Below are 17923 nucleotides of genomic sequence, written 5' to 3' on the forward strand. Positions count from 1 at the left end.
AAATCAGGCGCTGAAATGGTCTTCGAGGAAGCCGTTCTTCTTCGTCACCGCGTCGAGCGCGAGCAGGGTTTCCAGCAGCGCCTTCATGTGCTGGAGCGGCACGGCGTTGGGGCCGTCGGAGAGGGCCTTGGCCGGGTCGGGATGGGTTTCCATGAACAGGCCCGCCACGCCCACGGCCACCGCCGCGCGCGCCAGCACCGGCACCATCTCGCGCTGGCCGCCGCTGCTGGTGCCTTGGCCGCCGGGCAACTGCACGCTGTGCGTGGCGTCGAACACCACGGGCGCACCGGTCTCGCGCATGATGGCCAGGCTGCGCATGTCGCTCACCAGGTTGTTGTAGCCGAAGCTCGCGCCGCGTTCGCAGGCCATGAAACTGTCTTCATTCAGGCCGGCTTCCTTCGCCGCCGCGCGCGCCTTGTCGATCACGTTCTTCATGTCGTGCGGCGCGAGAAACTGGCCCTTCTTGATGTTCACGGGCTTGCCGCTCTGCGCCACCGCGCGGATGAAGTCGGTCTGGCGGCAGAGGAAGGCGGGGGTCTGCAGCACGTCGCAGACTTTCGCGGCATCGGCAATGTCTTCTTCGCTGTGCACGTCGGTGAGCACCGGCACGCCGAGCTCGCGCTTGACCTTGGCCAGGATCTCCAGGCCTTTCTCGCGACCGGGGCCCCGGTAGCTGGTGCCGCTGCTGCGGTTGGCCTTGTCGAAGCTGCTCTTGAAGATGAAGGGAATGCCCAGGCTGGAGGTGATCTCCTTCAGCCGGCCTGCCACGTCCATCTGCAATTGTTCGGACTCGATGACGCACGGACCTGCGATGAGGAAGATGCGTTGATCGAGGCCGATGTCGAAGTCACAGAGTTTCATGCAGGGGTGCCGGTGCGTGGAGGGTTTCAGGCTGTGGCAAGCGCCTCGGCGCCCTGGGCCTGGTGTGTCAGCGCTGCCTTCACATAAGCATTGAACAACGGGTGGCCGGCCCAGGGGGTGGACTTGAATTCGGGGTGGAACTGAACGCCCACGTACCAGGGATGGACGTTCTGCGGCAGTTCCACGATTTCGGTGAGCTGCTCGCGCTGTGTGAGCGCCGAGATCACCAGGCCAGCCTTGCGCAACTGGTCGAGGTAGTTGACGTTGGCCTCGTAGCGGTGGCGGTGGCGCTCGGTCACCACGTCGCCGTAGATGCTGTGGGCCAGCGTGCCCTTGGCCACGTCGGAACTCTGCGCGCCCAGGCGCATGGTGCCGCCCAGGTCGGAACTCGCGGTGCGCTGCTGGATGCTGCCATCAGCATCTTTCCACTCGGTAATGAGCGCGATCACCGGGTGCGGCGTGTCGGGCTCGAATTCGGTGCTGTTGGCGTCCTTCAGGCCGGCGATGTGGCGCGCGTACTCGATGGTGGCCACCTGCATGCCCAGGCAGATGCCGAGGTAGGGCACCTTGTTCTCGCGGGCGAAGCGCGCTGCGCAGATCTTGCCCTCAATGCCGCGCTTGCCGAAACCACCTGGCACCAGAATGGCGTCAAACGCGCCCAGTGTCTTGCCCACGTTGGCCGGGGTGATGGTTTCCGAATCGATGTACTCGATCTGCACCTTGGCGTGGTTCTTCATGCCGGCGTGGCGCAGCGCTTCGTTGAGCGACTTGTAGCTGTCGGACAGGTCCACGTACTTGCCGACCATGGCGATCTTCACCGTGGCCTGCGGGTGCTCGACCTCGTAGACCAGGTCGTCCCATCGCTTGAGCTTGGCCGGTGGCGTGTTGATGCGCAGCTTGTCGCAGATCAGGCCGTCCAGGCCCTGCTCGTGCAGCATGCGGGGCACCTTGTAGATGGTGTCAACGTCCCACATGGAGATCACGCCCCATTCGGGAACGTTGCTGAACAGGCTGATCTTGGCGCGTTCTTCTTCCGGGATCGGGCGGTCGGCGCGGCAGAGCAGGGCGTCGGCCTGGATGCCGATGGCACGCAGTTCCTTGGCGGTGTGCTGCGTCGGCTTGGTCTTGAGCTCGCCGGCGGCGGCGATCCAGGGCAGGTAGGACAGGTGCACGAAGGCCGAACTGTTCGGACCCAGACGCAGGCTCATCTGCCGCACGGCCTCCAGGAACGGCAGGGACTCGATGTCGCCCACGGTGCCGCCGATCTCGACGATGGCCACGTCGGCGGCATCGGGCGTGTCCACGCCAGCTCCTCGCTTGATGAACTCCTGGATCTCGTTGGTCACGTGCGGGATCACCTGCACGGTCTTGCCGAGGTAATCGCCCCGGCGTTCCTTCTCCAGCACCGACTGGTAGATCTTGCCGGTGGTGAAGTTGTTGGTCTTCTTCATGCGCGTTTCGATGAAACGCTCGTAGTGCCCCAGGTCCAGGTCGGTCTCGGCGCCGTCGTCGGTGACGAAGACCTCGCCGTGCTGGAAGGGGGACATGGTGCCCGGGTCCACGTTGATGTACGGGTCGAGCTTGATGAGGGTGACTTTGAGGCCGCGGGACTCGAGAATCGCGGCCAGGGATGCGGAGGCTATGCCTTTGCCCAGGGAGGACACCACACCGCCGGTGACGAACACAAATTTGGTCATGTCTCGGGCGAGCCGGTCGCTCGCAGGAGGTGGAAATGGCGATTATAAATGCCACCCCCCATACCCCCCGGCGGGGCATTCCCGAACTGCTACATTGCGCCCATGAACGACCTCGCCGGAAAACACATCGTCCTGGGCCTCTCCGGCGGCATCGCCTGTTACAAATCGGCCGAGTTGTGCCGGGCGCTGGTCAAGGAAGGCGCCACGGTGCAGGTGGTGATGACCGAAGCGGCCGAGCAGTTCGCCACCGCCGTCACCCTGCAGGCCCTTTCGGGGCGGCCGGTGTTCACCTCGCAGTGGGATTCGCGCACCTCAGGTGGCGTGGACAACAACATGGCCCACATCAACCTCAGCCGCGAGGCCGACGCCATCGTGGTGGCACCGGCCAGCGCCGACTTCATGGCCAAGCTGGTGCATGGCCGCGCGGACGACCTGCTCAGCCTGATGTGTCTGGCGCGCCCCATCGAGCGCGTGCCGCTGATCCTGGCGCCGGCCATGAACCGCGAGATGTGGGCCCACCCGGCCACGCAGCGCAATGTGAAGCAGCTGCGCGCCGACGGCGCCACCGTGCTCGATGTGGGTGCTGGCGAACAGGCCTGCGGCGAAACCGGCGACGGCCGCATGCTCGAACCCGAAGAGCTGCTGTACGACCTGATCCGCTTCTTCAGCCCGAAGCCGCTCGCCGGCCAGCAGGTGCTGGTGAGCGCGGGCCCCACGTTCGAAGCCATTGACCCGGTGCGCGGGCTCACCAACCTCTCCAGCGGCAAGATGGGGTTCGCCATCGCGCGCGCTGCGCACGAAGCCGGCGCCCAGGTCACGCTGGTGGCCGGCCCGGTGGGCCTGGCCACGCCGCGCGGCGTGGGGCGGGTGAACGTCAAGTCGGCGCTGAACATGCAGAAGAGCCTGGACCTGCTGGCGCAAAGCGCCACGGTGTTCATCTCGGCCGCCGCGGTGGCCGACTGGCGCCCCGTGCAGGCGGCGGAACACAAGATCAAGAAGGACGGCTCGGGCGACGTGCCCACCCTGTCTTTTGTGGAGAACCCGGACATCCTGGCCGGCATCGCGGCCTCGCCGCGCGCCAGAAGTGGCGCGCTCTACTGCGTGGGCTTTGCGGCCGAAAGCCACGACCTGGAGGAACACGCCCAGGCCAAGCGCCTGCGCAAGGGCGTGCCGCTGCTGGTGGGCAACATCGGCCCGGCCACCTTTGGCCAGGACGACAACGCCCTGCTGCTGGTGGACGACAAGGGCATGTCGGAGTTGCCCCGGGCGTCCAAGCTGGTGCTCGCGCGCCAGCTGATGAACGAGATCGCGAGGCGCTTGCCGCGCTGATCCACCCGAATCAGGTCCACCAGGGAAGCAGCCGCTTCATCGCGGCCACCTCGCCGCAATGGTCGGCTGTGTAGCCGGGCAGGCTCTCCAGTCTTTCATGCCAGGATGGGCTGCGCAGGTGTTTCAGCAGGCGTTGCAGGCCGGGTTGCTCCAGCGCGCTCTTCAGGCACACCAGCAGGTAACGCTCTTCGGTGAGGGGCACGAAGCCCAGGCCTTCCTGCCGCGCCGCGTATTCGGTGCCCAGGCCCACGTCGGCGCTGCCGCTCTGCACCGCCTGTGCCACCGCGGCGTGAGACGTTTCCGCGTGCGAGAAGCCGACGATGTCCTCCGGCAGCAGCCCGGCCTGCACCAGCAGCTCTTCCAGCAGCAGGCGCGTGCCGGTGCCGATGGCGCGGTTGACGAAGCGCGCCTGCAGGCGCGCCACGTCGGTCATGTCTTTCAGCCGCAGCGGGTTGCCAGGCGCCACCATCAGGCCCTGGGCGCGCCGCGCAAAGCCGATGATCTTGTGCAGGCCAGGCCGCAGCAATGGGCGATAAGTGCGCGCGCTCAGGCTGCCGGCGGCGGCGAAGGGTTGCGTGTGGAAACCCGCCAGGCTGCAGCGCCCTTCGTTGAGCGCGCGAATCGCGTCCACACTGCCGCAGAAGCGGATGTCCAGGTGCAGGGGCGGTGAGGCGTTGAGACCTTCGGTGGCGATGCCGGCGAACTGCTGCAACTCGGTCAGTGCATGGTCGTGGCTGGCGTAGAGCGTGATCACATCGCTGGCGCTGGCGCTCTGGTTCTCCTCGAACGCCATGGCGAACGCGCGCTCCAGTTCGGCGCGCAGGCCTTCCATCTGCGGGCCCAGGCGGGCCTGCGCCAGCCGCTCGGCCATCAGCAGGCGTTCGCCGAAGGGCGTGAGGCGCGCCGCCTGCCCGCGCTCCCAGAAGATCAGGCCCTGCCCGAGCTGGGTTTCCCAATCCTTGAGCTGACCCCACACGTGGCGGTACGACAGGCCGAGTTCGCGCGCCGCGCCCGAGATCGAACCGCTGCTGCGCAAGGCGTGCAGCACATCCATCATGGGATTTCGCAAAAGTGCGGAGGGTTGCGAAGGTCCTGGACGCGACGGCGTCAGGGTGTAGGAGAGCTCGATCTTTCGCATGGTGGGGAAGTGTGCCCCAAACCTGACCATGGGCTGCCCGGGTTCCAGCGTATGTCCATTCCTTCATACCGCGTCATTACGTACTCCCAATTCGAGAGCACGCCCGTAAGCTCCCCCGCAACGTATGAACACCTTTTCCGAAAGTCTGGCGACCGCGCTCCGATTGATTCTTTCCGGCGATGCCGGCCTCTGGGCGGTGGTGATGCGTTCACTCGCCGTCAGCGCCACGGCCTGCCTGCTGGCCTGTGGCCTGGGCCTGGTGCTCGGTTCCTGGCTGGCAGCCGCGCGTTTTCCGGGCCGTGGCGCGGTGCTCACCGTGCTCAACACCTTCCTGGCCATCCCTTCGGTGGTGGTGGGCCTGGTCATCTATCTGCTGTTGTCGCGCTCGGGTCCGCTGGGCTTTCTCGGCTGGCTGTTCAGTTTCCAGGCCATGGTGCTGGCGCAGACCGTGCTGGTGCTGCCGCTGGTGACCGCGCTCACGCGCCAGGTGGTGGAAGACGCCGACCTCAGCCATGGCGAGCAACTGTCGTCGCTGGGCGCGGGTGCCACGCTGCGCAGCCTGTTGCTGGCCTGGGACGAGCGCTACGCCTTGCTCACGGTGCTGCTCACCGCCTTCGGCCGCGCCGTCTCCGAAGTGGGCGCGGTCATGATCGTGGGCGGCAACATCGAGGGCTTCACCCGCGTGATGACCACCGCCATCGCGCTGGAAACCAGCAAGGGCGACCTGCCGCTGGCGCTGGGCCTGGGTGTGGTGCTGCTCACCGTGGTGCTGCTGCTCAACGCCATGGTGTCCCTGCTGCGCCGCTGGCGCGAGCGGGCCGATGGTGCCGCCCGCGCGGCCCCCGCGATGGTGGCGGCATGAGCACCCGCCCGGCCGCTCCGAAGGGTGCTCGCACCGCAGTGCGCAGCACGAAGGTGTTCCTGTGACCGGTGTTCCGTTGACCCACCAGGCCGTGGTGAATCCCCCCTGTTTTGAACTGCGCGGCGTCCAGGTGCGCCTGGGCGCGGCTTCGCACATCCAGGCCCTGACCGACATCTACCTGCGCATCGAAGAGGGCGAGCGCGTGGCCCTGGTGGGCGCCAACGGCAGCGGCAAGAGCACCTTGCTGCGCACGCTGCACGGCCTTCAGCGCACCAGCGCGGGCGAGCTGCACACACCGGCCCATCAGCGCGTGGCCATGCTGTTCCAGCGGCCGCACATGCTGCGTTTCAGCGCGCGGCGCAACATCCAGCTCGGCCTGTGGCTGCAGGGCGTTCCCTGGCGACAGACCGACGCGCTGGCGCTGGCCGCGCTCGAACGCGTGGAAATGGCACCGCTGGCCGAACGCAACGCGCGTGCTCTCTCCGGCGGCCAGCAGCAGCGCCTGGCGCTGGCCCGCGCCTGGGCCTTGCGCCCGGCCGTGTGGCTGCTCGACGAACCCACCGCCAGCCTGGACCCGCACGCCAAGCGCGAAGTGGAGTCGCTGATCAGCGAGTTCACGGCCGTGGGCCAGCGCGACGCGACAGGCCTGCCCAGCGGACGGCCCACCACGCTGGTGTTCAGCAGCCACAACCTCGGCCAGGTCAAGCGCCTGGCCAACCGCGTCATTTATCTGGAAGGCGGCCGCCTGCTGGCCGATCTGCCGGTGCACGAATTTTTCAACCGCGACCTTCTGCGTTCCCTGTGTCCGCAAGCCCATTTGTTTGTTCAAGGAGAAAGCCTGTGAAACCCACCTTCCGCCAACTCACCCTCACCGCCTTCCTGGGCGCCGCTGGCCTGCTCGCCAGCGCGGGCGCCTTCGCGCAGAGCATCGTGGTGGCGTCCACCACCTCCACCGAGCAGTCGGGCCTGTTCTCCTACCTGCTGCCGGAATTCAAGAAGGCCAGCGGCATCGACGTGAAGGTGGTCGCACTCGGCACCGGTCAGGCCATCGACATGGCGCGCCGTGGCGACGCCGACGTGCTCTTCGTGCACGACAAGGTGGCCGAGGAGAAGTTCGTGGCCGACGGCTTTGCGGCCAAGCGCCAGGAGGTCATGTACAACGACTTCGTGCTGATCGGCCCCAAGGCCGACCCGGTGAAGACCAAGGGCGACGACATCGTGGCCGCCATGAAAAAGGTCGCTGCGGCCAACGCCGAGTTCATCTCACGCGGCGACAAGAGCGGCACGCACGCGGCCGAGCTGCGCTTCTGGAAGATGACCGACACCGACGCCAACAAGGGCACCGGCTACAAGGAATGCGGCTGCGGCATGGGCCCGGCGCTCAACATCGCCGCCAGCAGCGGCGGCTATGTGCTGTCCGACCGTGGCACCTGGCTCAACTTCAAGAACCGCGCCGATCTGGCCGTGCTGGTCGAAGGCGACAAGCGCCTGTTCAACCAGTACGGCGTGATGCTGGTGAGCGCGGCCAAGCACCCGCAGGTGAAGACCGCCGAAGGCCAGAAGTTCGTGGACTGGGTGACCGGCCCGGCCGGCCAGGCCGCCATTGCGGGCTACAAGATCGGTGGAGAGCAACTCTTCTTCCCCAATGCAACGAAGTGAAGCGCGATGGTTCGCACCAGCTTGACGGCCGTTGCTTTGGCCGCGCTCACCGCTTGCGCAACGCCTGACGCCACCGTGACGAAGGAACCCCTGCAGGTCTACGCCGCCGGCAGCCTGCGCGAGGTCATGACCGAGATCGCGCGCAATCACGAAACGCGCACCGGGCAGAAGATCGCGCTGACCTTCGGCGCTTCGGGCCTGCTGCGCGAGCGCATCGAGAAAGGCGAGGGCGCGCAGGTGTTCGCCTCGGCCGATACGCAGCATCCGCAACGCCTGGCCGCCGCCGGTGGCTGGGCGCCACACACGGTGTTCGTGCGCAACAGCCTGTGTGCCTTGACGCAGGCCAGCGTGAACGCCACGCCGCAGACCTTGCTGGACACCATGCTCAGCCCGGCGGTGAAGCTGGGCGCCTCCACGCCCAAGGCAGACCCTTCGGGCGACTACGCGTGGGAGCTGTTCCGCAAAGCCGATGGCGTGCGCAGCGGCGCCTACGCGGCGCTCGATGCCAAGGCGCTCAAGCTCACTGGTGGTCCCGATTCGCCCAAGCCGCCCGCCGGCCAGGGCACCTACGCGTGGGTGATGGGCCAGGGCCAGGCCGATGTGTTCCTGACCTACTGCACCAATGCCGTGGCGGCGCAGAAAGAACTGCCGAGCCTCAAGGTGGTGCAGGTGCCGCCTGCATTGCAGGTGGGCACGGCGTACGGCCTCACGGTGCGGCGCGGCGCGCCCGCGTCGGCAGAAGCCTTTGCCCAGGCCTTGCTGGCGCCGCCGGCACAGGCCACGTTTGCGCGTTACGGCTTTGGCAAACCCTGAAGGCACGGCCCTGCGCCGGCGCGATCTGCTGATCGCCGCCGGTGCGGGTGTCTGCCTGCCCGCGTGGGCACAGGCCCGCAGCGTCACCGATGGCGCCAACCGCCGCGTCAACGTGCCGGCGCAGGTGCAGCGCATCTTTCCGGCTGGCCCACCGGCGGCCATCTGGCTCTACACACTCGCACCCGACGCGCTGATCGGCTGGCCGCGCGCCAACCGTGGGCCCGAGCTTGAATTCCTGCTGCCCGGCATCGGCAACCGGCCCGAAGTGGGGCGGCTCACCGGGCGCGGCAACACCACCAACCTCGAACAACTGCTCGCCAGCAAACCCGACCTGATCGTGGACGCCGGCTCCACGCGCCAGACCTTCGTGGAGCTGGCCGACCGCGTGCAGGCGCAGACCGGTATTCCCTATGCTTTGCTCGACGGCCGGCTGGAGGCCACGGCCCAGGGCTACCTGCTGCTGGGCGAACTCACCGGGCGGCGCGAGCGCGCGGCGCAACTGGCGAAGTACACCAGCGACACCCTGCGCACGGTGCGCGAGCGCGTGGCCCGCGCCACCGCGCAGCCGCGCGTGTACTACGCACGCGGCCCCGAGGGGCTGGAGACTGGCCTGGGTGGCTCGATCAATGTGGAGATGTTCGAGGCCATGGGCATCCGCCATGTGGCGGTTGGCCTGCAGGGCGGCCTGGCCACGGTGTCGATCGAGCAGGTGCTGGGCTGGGACCCGGAGGTCATCGTCACCATCGACCAGACCTTCGCGCAGACCGTGCAGAGCAACCCGCTCTGGCGCGGCGTGAGCGCGGTGAAGAGCGGGCGCGTGCACCTCTCGCCCAAGCTGCCTTTCGGTTGGATCGACTTTCCGCCGAGCGTTAACCGCCTGCCGGGCCTGTGGTGGCTCGGCAGCAAGGTGTTTCCCGCGTTGTTTCCTGAAGACCTCGCCACGGTCACGCGCGATTTCTACAAGCTGTTCTACCAGGTCGACCTCACGCCCGCGCAAGTGCAGCGCGTGCTGGCTGGGCGGGACTGAACATGAAGGGCGGTGGCCTCTGGGCCGTGTTGGTGCTGTTCGCGGGCGTGCTGGTGGCGCTCACGCAGGGCCGCATCGACATTCCCCTGTCCGAGCTCGGCCAACTCCTGTGGTCGGTGTTGCAGGGCGCTCCCGCGCCGAACGATCAGGTGCAGACCATCGTGATGCAGGTGCGCGGTCCGCGCGCGCTGGCGGCCATCGCCGTGGGTGCGGCGCTGGCGGTGGCGGGTGCGGCCTTCCAGGGCCTGTTCCGCAACCCGCTGGTGTCGCCCGACATCCTGGGCGCTTCGGCCGGTGCGGCACTGGGCGCGGTGCTCGGCATCTTCTTCTCGTTCGGCGTGGTCGGCATCCAGATGGCGGCTTTCGTTGGCGGCCTGCTGGCCGTAGCGCTGGTGTACGGCGTGGGCTCCACCGTGCGGCACGGCGACCCGGTGCTCGTGCTGCTGCTCGCGGGCATCGTCATCGGTTCCCTGCTGGGTGCGGGCATCGGCATGGTGAAGGTGCTGGCCGACCCCTACAACCAGTTGCCCGCCATGACCTTCTGGCTGCTCGGCAGCCTGGCCGCCGCGCATGCCGACGACCTGCTGTCGCTCGTCGTGCCGGTCGCGCTGGGCACGGTGGTGCTGTTGCTGCTGCGCTGGCGCATGGACGTGATGTCGCTGCCCGAGGAAGAAGCGCGCTCGCTCGGCGCGCGCACCACCGGCCTGCGCCTGCTGATCGTGGCCGCCGCCACGCTGGTCACGGCCGCGAGCGTGGCCGCCGCCGGCATCGTGGGCTGGGTCGGGCTGGTGGTGCCGCACCTGGCGCGCTTCCTGGTCGGGCCTTCGTTCGTGCGCCTGCTGCCCACCTCCGCCGTGCTCGGCGGCGGCCTGCTGCTGCTCATCGACACGCTGGCGCGCACCGTGGCGCCGGTGGAGATCCCGCTCGGCATCCTCACCGCGCTGATCGGATCGCCGTTCTTCATCGTGCTGCTGCGGCGTGCTTCGAGGGGATGGACGTGACGACCATGCTCGACGCCACCGAGCTCAGCGTGGGCTACCCCGGCCGCGTGGTGGGCTCGGGTCTTTCGCTCTCGCTGCAAGGCGGCGAGGTGCTGGCGCTGCTCGGCCCCAACGGCTGCGGCAAGACCACGCTGCTCAAGACCCTGCTCGGCCTGCTGCCCGCGCTGGGTGGTTCGGTGCAATTGCAAGGCCGTGCGCTGGCAGCCTGGCCGCTCGCCGAGCGCGCGCGCGTGCTGGCCTATGTGCCGCAGGGCCAGGCCAGCACCTTCGGCTTCACCGCGCTCGAGATGGTGCTGATGGGCCGCACCGCGCACCTGGGCCTGATCGCCCGGCCCGGCGCGAAGGACCGCGCCATTGCCCAGACCTCCCTGGAGCGCCTGGGCATCGCGCACCTGGCCGATCGCTCGGTGCACCGCATCAGCGGTGGCGAACGCCAGCTCGTGCTGATTGCCCGCGCTCTGGCGCAGCAGCCCCAGGCCGTGCTGCTCGACGAACCCACCGCCAGCCTGGATTTCGGCAACCAGGGCCTGGTGATGCGCGCCATCCGCACGCTGGCGGGCGAAGGGCTGGCGGTGCTGTTCACCACGCACGACCCCAACCAGGCCCTGCGCTGCGCCGACCGTGCGCTGCTCATGCGCGAGGGCAGGGTGCTCGGCGATGGTGCAGTGCAGCGCGTGATCGAAGCCGAGGCGCTGCGCACGCTCTACGACGCGGGTGTGCACCAGGTGAACGACGCGGCGGGTGGCCCGCCGGTGTTCCTGCCCGAGTTCAAGGCCTGAGCCGCCGCTTCGCGCAGGCGCGTCTCGCAGGTGCGTCTCGAAGGTGCGTCTCGAAGGTGCGTCTCGAAGGCGCGTCTCGAAGGCGCCAACGGGCAAGCCCGCGGCATGTGCACAATGCCTGGTTGCCCACACAGGCAACGGGTGCTGCAGCACCACCCCCTGCAACCAGGAGCGACCGATTGGCCACGTCTTCGAGTCCCGGGAACCTGATCGATGCGGTGCGCGGCACGCTGTTCGCGTGGGGATTCTCCCGTGGCGTGCCCCTGTCGCTCGCGCTCCTGAACCTTGGCTTCGCCATGGCGGTGGGCGTGCTGGTGGCGCATCCGCTGGGCAGCGGTGCGTTGCCCACGGCGGTGGCCGCAGCCGCCACGTCGGCCGTGGTGGGCAGCGCCATCGTGGCGTTCATCTCGCGAACACCCTTCGAGTTCACCTCGCCCGCGTCGTCGGTGGCGGTGCTCTACGCTGCGCTGGCCGCCGAACTCGCGCGGCAGCCCGGCGCCACCCTCGGTTCGATCTGGATCTCGCTGTCGCTCACCGTGGTGCTCATGGGCCTGCTGCTGCTGGTCTCGGCGCGCCTGCGCCTGGCCGATGCGGTGCGTTTCCTGCCGGCGCCCGTGAGCGCGGGCTTCATCAGCGGCATCGGTCTGCTGGTGGCCTGGTCGCAAGTCGGGCCGCTGCTGGGCATCACGGGCCCGCTCAAGGGCCTGTCAGTGCAGGATTTCTGGGCGGCCATTCGGCCCGGCGCGGTGATGGTCGGTTGCGTGGCGGCGGCGGTGTTCGTCTTGTACGACCGGTTCAAGTTGCCCGGGCCCGCCAACGTGATCGCGGTGTTGACCGGCATGGCGGTGCATCACCTCGCGTCGGCCGCGGGCTTTGAAGTCGGCCCCACGCTGGGCAGCATCTACCCCGTGACCACGCAGATCGCCACGGCCACCGCCATGATGTCGACGTCCCTGGACGCGGTGCAGAGCACGCTGCGCATCGTGCTGCCCTACGTGGCTTTCCTGGTGCTGCAGGCCTTGATGAGCGCCGCCGTGGTGAGCTCGGCCGCCGCGTCCATTGCCGGCCAGGTGGTGGACGTCCACCGCAACGTACGAGCCCAGGGCTTTGCCAACATCGCCTGTGGCCTGATGGGCGCCATGCCGGTCTGCACCAACGCCACCATCACCCTGGTGGCTGCGCAGCAGCGCTCGCGCTGGCAGGAAGTGGCCTCCAGTTGCCTCGTGCTGTTCTGCATCGTGTTCCTGGTGGGTGGGCTGCTGGCGTATGTGCCGATCGCCGCGCTGGCCGGCATGTTGGTCATGGTGGGGCTGAGCCTGGTGGACCGCTGGGCGCGGCGCCTCGCGCGCAACGCGGTGCGCACGCGCGGGCGCAACCGCATGGTGATGTCCAACCTGCTCGTGGTCACGGCGGTGATCGCCTCCTTCCTGCTGGGCAGCGTGCCGCTGGCCTTGTTCATCGGTTCGGTGCTGGCCATGGTGCTGCTCGCGGTCAACCTCTCGCGCTCCACACGCACCACGGTGGAAGACGCATCGCGCCTCACGTCCACCCGCATCTGGCCGCCCGAGCAGGCCGCCTGGCTCGCGCAGAACCGGGGCAGCATCACCATCGTGCGGCCCCGCGGCGGCCTGTTCTTCGGCACGGCCGAGCAGCTCGGGCGCGCCATGGCATCGGTCGCGCCAGGGCAGACGCATTGCATCGTGGACATGGAGAAGATCACCACGCTCGATGCGAGCGGCTGTCAATTGCTGTCGGCCAGCGCGTTGCGCCTGAACGGGCGGGGCACGCGCACGCTGATTGCCGGTTACGAAGCCCACACGCCCGAGGGCCGGACCATGGTGGCGCTCGGGCTGGAGCACCCGGTGGAACAAGACTGGTTGCCCGACATGGACCATGCGCTGGAGCACGCGGAGGCCGACCTGCTGCGCCAGGCGGGCATGGACACGGAAGGCGTCTTCATGCTGGCCGGCACGCCACTGACGGATGGCATGGACGATGCAGACGCGGCGGAGCTGCGCTCGCTGTTGATTTCGCGCGAGGTGGCCCCGGGCCGCCTCTTCGCCAGCGGCGACATCGCCCGTTCGATGTTCCTGGTGGAGCGTGGTCGGGTGGAGATCAGCGTGCACAACGAACACGCCGGCAAGACCACGCGCCTGGCGAGCTTCGGCCGGGGCAGCGTCTTTGGCGAGATCTCCTTGCTCAGCACCGGCGTGCGCACCGCGGATGCGTGGTGCGTCGGCCCCTGCCAGTTGCTGGAGTTCACGCGCGAGGCGCTCGACGCCCTGGGGCGGGATCATCCGCGCCTGCACGCGCAGGTGCTGCGCAACCTCAGCGTGCACCTGGCCAACCGGCTGGTGATCGCCACCGCCATCATCGAAGCGCAACAGTAGAACCCGACACAACGGCGTCGGCTTTATGGCCTATGCTCGTGTGGCGCGCCGGCATTGCAGCCGGCAAGCTTTTTTCAACGGAACCAGGAGAACACCATGGGATTTTTCAGCAACATCCTTGAAAAACTCGGCATGTCGAAGGCCGCTGCGGCGCCCGTGATCACGCCGCCGCAGGCGCCCGCCGACGCACCGGCAACCGCAGCCGCGCCCGCACCCGCCGCAGCGCCTGCCGTGGCCTCGATCACCATGGTCGACGTGATGGCGCTGATGGAGCAGAAGGCAAAAGCCAACCCGCAGAAGCTCAACTGGAAGACCTCCATCGTCGACCTGCTCAAGCTGCTCGACATCGACAGCAGCCTGGCCGCGCGCAAGGAACTCGCCAAGGAGCTCTATTGCCCCGACGAGCTGATGAACGACTCGGCCAAGATGAACATGTGGCTGCACAAGAACGTGCTGGCGCACATTGCCGCCAACGGTGGCAACGTGCCCAAGGAACTCTTCAACTGATACTTTCGTCTGCCTTGACGCCGCATGGGGCGTGGCCTTCAATGGCTGTGTTCATTGATGGAGATTCCCCATGCGCAAACTGGTCCTGTGTTCTTTCGTTCTGGCGGCACTCATGCCCGTGGCCTCGTTCGCCGAGGGTCCGAGTTGCAACGCCGCCGCCGCCGAAAAGAAGCTGTCGGGCGCGGCCAAGACCTCGTTTCTGAAGAAGTGCGAGAAGGACGCTGCGGCCACGTGTGACACCGCTGCGGTCGAGAAAAAGATCCATGGCGCCGCCAAGAACAGCTTCACCAAGAAGTGTGTGAAGGACGCGGTGGGCTGATCTTCAGGATCAGCGCAATCAGCGCAGTTACCGGACCATCGCCACGCCTTTGATCTGGGCGTAGACCGCCAGGCCCGGCGCAATGCCCAGGCGGCGTGCCGATAGCGCGCTGATGCGCGAGAGCAGCCGCACCGCGCGCTCGCCTTCGCCCAGCCTCAACCCCACCAGCACCTGGCCCGGCGTGTCGTCGGCCAGATCCACCACGGTGGCCGGCAGGATGTTGAGCACGCTGGTCTGCTCCGGCTTTTGCAGCGACAGGCTCACATCGCGCGCCTGGATGCGGATGCGCACCGGCGTTCCGGCTGGCAATGCGGCGCCCGCCGCCTGGGGCAACAGCAGGCGCCCACCCTCGAAATCCAGCACGCTCAGGCTGTCGGCCGGCGAATGGCCGACTGCGTGCGCGTCGATCAGCGAAGCCGCCGCGTCGCCATGCGCCAGCGGCAGGTCGAGCCGCGTCATGAGCGATTCCACCGGGCCTTGCGCGCGAACGCGGCCGGTCTCCAGCAGCACGAGGTGATCGGCCAGGCGCGCCATCTCGTCGGGCGAATGCGTCACGTACACCACCGGAATGTCCAGCCGCTCGTGCAACTGCTCCAGCCAGGGCAGGATCTCCGTCTTGCGCGCCGCGTCGAGCGAGGCCAGCGGCTCGTCCATCAGCAGCACGCGCGGGCTGGTGGCGAGCGCGCGCGCCATCGCCACGCGCTGCCGCTCACCGCCCGAGAGCTCGCGCGGCATGCGCTGCAGCAGGTGGGCGATGCCCAGCAGCTCCAGGCCATGGTCCCAGCCGTGGCGGCGCTCGGCCGAGGGCGTGCGATCAAAGCCGAACATGAGGTTGCCCCGCACGTTCAGGTGCTCGAACAGGCTGGCTTCCTGAAACACATAACCCAGCGAGCGCCGGTGCACCGGGCGCAGCAGGCGCTGGGCGCTGTCCTGCCACACCTCGCTGCCCACGCGCACCGTGCCCGTGGCTTGAGGCTCCAGGCCGGCGAGTATGCGCAGGCAGGTGGTCTTGCCCGAACCCGACGGGCCGAACAGCACGCTCACACCCTTGCCGGGCAGGTGCAGATCGACATCGAGCAGGAAGCCGCTGCGTTGCAGGCGTGCGGTGAGCTGAAGGTTCTCTTCACTCATGCGGCGCTCGGGCGCTGGCGCCGGTTGTAGAACTGCAGCGTGAGCAGCACGACAAAAGCGAAGCCCAGCATGATGGCCGCGAGGCGGTGCGCATCGCCATACTCCAGCGCTTCCACGTGGTCGTAGATCTGCACCGAGATCACGCGCGTCACACCCGGAATGTTGCCGCCCACCATCAGCACCACGCCGAATTCACCCACGGTGTGCGCGAAAGCCATGATGGTGCCGGTGATCAGCCCCGGCTTGGACAGCGGCAGCACCACATGAAAAAACGTGTCCAGCGGCGAGGCGCGCAAGCTCGCGGCGGCCTCCAGCGGGCGGGTGCCCAGCGACTGCATGGCGTTCTGCACCGGCTGCACCATGAAGGGCAGCGAGTAGAACACCGAAGCGATCACGAGACCGGTGAAGCTGAAGGTGAGCACACCCAGGCCCAGCCATTGCGTGAACTGGCCCACCGGCCCGTTCGGCCCCATCAGCACCAGCAGGTAGAAACCCAGCACCGAAGGCGGCAACACCAGCGGCATGGACACCAGCGCGCCCACCGGGCGGCTCCAGGCCGAGGTGCTGCGCGCCAGCCACCAAGCCAGCGGCACACCCAGCACCAGCAGGATCAGCGTGGTGAGGGTGGCAACTTTCAGCGTGAGGCCAATGGCCTGGAGGTCGGACGGGGTGAGCAGCACGTCGGCCAGTGTCTCAGATCGTCAGATGTCGTAGCCGTAGGAGCGAATGAGATCTTTGATGTTCGGGCTCTTGAGCAAGGTCATCAAGGCTTTGGCCGCTTCGTTGTTCGCGCCGCGCTTGAGCAGCACCGCGTCCTGCTGGATGGGGCCATACAGGTTCTGCGGCACCACCCACATCGAACCCCCCTTGAGCCGGCCGCCTTCGAGCACCTGCGACATGGCCACAAAGCCTATCTCGGCGTTGCCGGTGTGCACGAAGTTGTAGGTCTGGCCGATGCTCTCACCCGTCACCAGCTTCGGCGTGAGGGAAGCAGCCAGGCCGAGCTTGTCCATCGTTTCCACAGCGGCCGCGCCATAGGGCGCAGTCTTGGGGTTGGCAATGGCGATCTTGCGGAAGCCATCGCCCTTGAGCACGTTGCCCTGCGCATCCACCTTGGCAGCGTCCGCCGACCACAGCACCAGCTTGCCGGTGGCGTAGGTGAAGCGGCTGCCCGGCTGTGCCAGGCCATCGGTCTCCAGCTGGGCCGGCGTCTTCGTGTCGGCAGCCAGCATCACGTCGAACGGCGCGCCGTTCTTGATCTGCGCATACAGGCCGCCGGTGGCACCGATGCTGATCTTCAGCGTGTGGCCGGTGGTCTTTTCCAGCACCGAGGCAATGGCCTTGATCGGCTCCGCGAAATTGGCGGCCACGGCGATATTGGCTTCGGCCGCGTGCAGGGTGCCGGCCACGGCGGCCAGGGCCAGCAGGGGCCAGCGCAGAAGAGAACGTGCGAACATCGGGGCGCTCCTTGTCTCGGTGAAATTCAGTGAGTTTTCGCTATTCCAATTCGGAATAGCGGTGAGAGTATAGGCCCTTGAGGAAAACCCATGGCTTCCAGAAAACCCTCAACCCGAAGTACAGCCCGAAGTACAGCCCGAAGTACAGCCCGAAGTACAGCCCGAAGTGCGGCCCAACTGCCCCAGGCCCTGGTCGACAGCAGCGCCGACAAACGCCTGGACGTGCTGCGCCAGATCGCCGCCGGCCACTCCATCTCGCAGGCCGCGCGCGAGGTCGGCATCAGCTACAAGGCCGCCTGGCAGGCCATCGACACGTTGTCCAACCTCAGCGGCCAGCCGCTGGTGGAGCGCACCGTGGGCGGCGTGGGTGGCGGCGGCGCACAGATCACGCCGCACGGCGAACAACTGCTCTCACTCGCCGACGCGCTGGCCCAGGCGCGCCAACAGGTGCTGGCGCGCTTCTCGCAAGGCATGCAACTGGCCAGCAGCGGCTTCGGCCTGCGCACCAGCATGCGCAACCAGTTGCCCTGCCGCGTCGTGCAATGCGAACCCGCCTCGCCCGACGACCCCATGGTGTGGGTGCAACTGCGCACACCGGGCGGCGCGAGGCTCACGGCCAGCGTCACAAGCGAAAGCGCCGACCTGCTGGGCCTGGCGCCTGGGCTGGAGGTGTTGACGCTGTGCAAGGCCACGGCGGTGAGCGTGCTCAGCGCGGCACTGGCCGCGACCGCTGTGAAGGGGGATGCCGCTGCGCAGCGGTGTTCGCTGGAAGGGCGCGTGGAGCGCGTGTCAAAAGGCGCTGACCGTGATGAGGTGGTGCTGGCGCTGGAGGGAGGGGGGCATTGGGTGGGGTTTGCGGCGCATCCGTTCATGGCGCGAGTGGGTGCGCGGGCGGTGGCGACGATGCCTTATGCGGCATTGGTGGTGGGGCTGCCCGGTTGAGCTGGGCAAGT

The 17923-nt window shown here is 67.9% G+C and carries 18 protein-coding genes; 12 read left to right on the plus strand and 6 right to left on the minus strand.

The annotated features are described in order from the left end of the window. Nucleotides 1–3: 3 nt before the first annotated feature. Complete coding sequence (gene kdsA / locus ACTIF6_RS12300; protein WP_439588275.1) at nt 4–861, minus strand: 3-deoxy-8-phosphooctulonate synthase; 858 nt, start codon at nt 859–861, stop codon at nt 4–6. A gap of 26 nt (nt 862–887) precedes the next feature. After that, entirely contained in the window at nt 888–2558 is a 1671-nt protein-coding gene (locus ACTIF6_RS12305; protein WP_439588276.1) for a CTP synthase, read from the minus strand. 102 nt (nt 2559–2660) lie between these two features. On the opposite strand from ACTIF6_RS12305, the gene coaBC reads away from it, so the two are divergent. Continuing rightward, entirely contained in the window at nt 2661–3887 is a 1227-nt protein-coding gene (coaBC, locus tag ACTIF6_RS12310; protein ID WP_439588277.1) for a bifunctional phosphopantothenoylcysteine decarboxylase/phosphopantothenate--cysteine ligase CoaBC, read from the plus strand. A 10-nt stretch (nt 3888–3897) separates the two neighbouring features. Here the strand turns inward: coaBC and ACTIF6_RS12315 are convergent, their stop codons facing one another. After that, the gene (locus ACTIF6_RS12315) at nt 3898–5025 is read right to left on the minus strand and encodes a substrate-binding domain-containing protein (protein ID WP_439588278.1); all 1128 of its coding nucleotides are present in this window, start codon (nt 5023–5025) and stop codon (nt 3898–3900) included. A 124-nt stretch (nt 5026–5149) separates the two neighbouring features. On the opposite strand from ACTIF6_RS12315, the gene ACTIF6_RS12320 reads away from it, so the two are divergent. The 10 genes from ACTIF6_RS12320 to ACTIF6_RS12365 all read left to right on the plus strand — a co-directional run bounded on the left by ACTIF6_RS12320 (nt 5150) and on the right by ACTIF6_RS12365 (nt 14382). Continuing rightward, a complete protein-coding gene (locus ACTIF6_RS12320) occupies nt 5150–5887 on the plus strand; it encodes an ABC transporter permease (RefSeq protein ID WP_439588279.1) in 738 nt (245 codons plus the stop codon). Between the two features lie 94 nt (nt 5888–5981). Then, the gene (locus tag ACTIF6_RS12325; RefSeq protein ID WP_439588280.1) at nt 5982–6731 is read left to right on the plus strand and encodes an ATP-binding cassette domain-containing protein; all 750 of its coding nucleotides are present in this window, start codon (nt 5982–5984) and stop codon (nt 6729–6731) included. A gap of 35 nt (nt 6732–6766) precedes the next feature. Beyond that, entirely contained in the window at nt 6767–7546 is a 780-nt protein-coding gene (locus ACTIF6_RS12330; RefSeq protein ID WP_439588436.1) for an extracellular solute-binding protein, read from the plus strand. Between the two features lie 75 nt (nt 7547–7621). Then, on the plus strand, nt 7622–8359 hold the full coding sequence (locus ACTIF6_RS12335; protein ID WP_439588281.1) for a molybdate ABC transporter substrate-binding protein: 738 nt from the start codon (nt 7622–7624) through the stop codon (nt 8357–8359). Then, nucleotides 8346–9386: an iron ABC transporter substrate-binding protein gene (locus ACTIF6_RS12340; protein WP_439588282.1), complete on the plus strand. Its 1041-nt coding sequence runs from the start codon at nt 8346–8348 to the stop codon at nt 9384–9386. Before ACTIF6_RS12335 ends, ACTIF6_RS12340 begins: the two co-directional genes overlap by 14 nt. A gap of 2 nt (nt 9387–9388) precedes the next feature. Beyond that, on the plus strand, nt 9389–10387 hold the full coding sequence (locus ACTIF6_RS12345; protein WP_439588283.1) for a FecCD family ABC transporter permease: 999 nt from the start codon (nt 9389–9391) through the stop codon (nt 10385–10387). Further along, the gene (locus ACTIF6_RS12350) at nt 10378–11166 is read left to right on the plus strand and encodes an ABC transporter ATP-binding protein (protein ID WP_439588284.1); all 789 of its coding nucleotides are present in this window, start codon (nt 10378–10380) and stop codon (nt 11164–11166) included. Before ACTIF6_RS12345 ends, ACTIF6_RS12350 begins: the two co-directional genes overlap by 10 nt. Nucleotides 11167–11345: 179 nt before the next feature. After that, nucleotides 11346–13556, plus strand: coding sequence for a SulP family inorganic anion transporter (locus ACTIF6_RS12355; protein WP_439588285.1), 2211 nt, complete (start codon nt 11346–11348; stop codon nt 13554–13556). Between the two features lie 96 nt (nt 13557–13652). Continuing rightward, a complete protein-coding gene (locus ACTIF6_RS12360; RefSeq protein ID WP_439588286.1) occupies nt 13653–14063 on the plus strand; it encodes a DUF3597 domain-containing protein in 411 nt (136 codons plus the stop codon). 70 nt (nt 14064–14133) lie between these two features. Then, the gene (locus ACTIF6_RS12365) at nt 14134–14382 is read left to right on the plus strand and encodes a PsiF family protein (protein ID WP_439588287.1); all 249 of its coding nucleotides are present in this window, start codon (nt 14134–14136) and stop codon (nt 14380–14382) included. Between the two features lie 27 nt (nt 14383–14409). Here ACTIF6_RS12365 and modC read toward each other — a convergent pair whose 3' ends face one another. From modC to modA, 3 genes are read right to left on the minus strand one after another with little or no spacing between them, the layout of a single operon-like run. Continuing rightward, nucleotides 14410–15513: a molybdenum ABC transporter ATP-binding protein gene (gene modC, locus ACTIF6_RS12370; RefSeq protein WP_439588288.1), complete on the minus strand. Its 1104-nt coding sequence runs from the start codon at nt 15511–15513 to the stop codon at nt 14410–14412. Further along, on the minus strand, nt 15510–16193 hold the full coding sequence (gene modB, locus ACTIF6_RS12375) for a molybdate ABC transporter permease subunit (protein WP_439588289.1): 684 nt from the start codon (nt 16191–16193) through the stop codon (nt 15510–15512). The genes modC and modB overlap by 4 nt, the downstream gene beginning before the upstream one ends. Nucleotides 16194–16214: 21 nt before the next feature. Continuing rightward, a complete protein-coding gene (modA, locus tag ACTIF6_RS12380) occupies nt 16215–16970 on the minus strand; it encodes a molybdate ABC transporter substrate-binding protein (protein ID WP_439588290.1) in 756 nt (251 codons plus the stop codon). Nucleotides 16971–17060: 90 nt separating this feature from the next. Here modA and ACTIF6_RS12385 point away from each other — a divergent pair, with 90 nt between their 5' ends. Continuing rightward, nucleotides 17061–17912, plus strand: coding sequence for a TOBE domain-containing protein (locus tag ACTIF6_RS12385; protein ID WP_439588291.1), 852 nt, complete (start codon nt 17061–17063; stop codon nt 17910–17912). Nucleotides 17913–17923 lie beyond the last annotated feature (11 nt).

The sequence above is a fragment of the Hydrogenophaga sp. genome (genome assembly GCF_051860785.1).
Taxonomy (GTDB): Bacteria; Pseudomonadota; Gammaproteobacteria; order Burkholderiales; family Burkholderiaceae_C; genus Hydrogenophaga.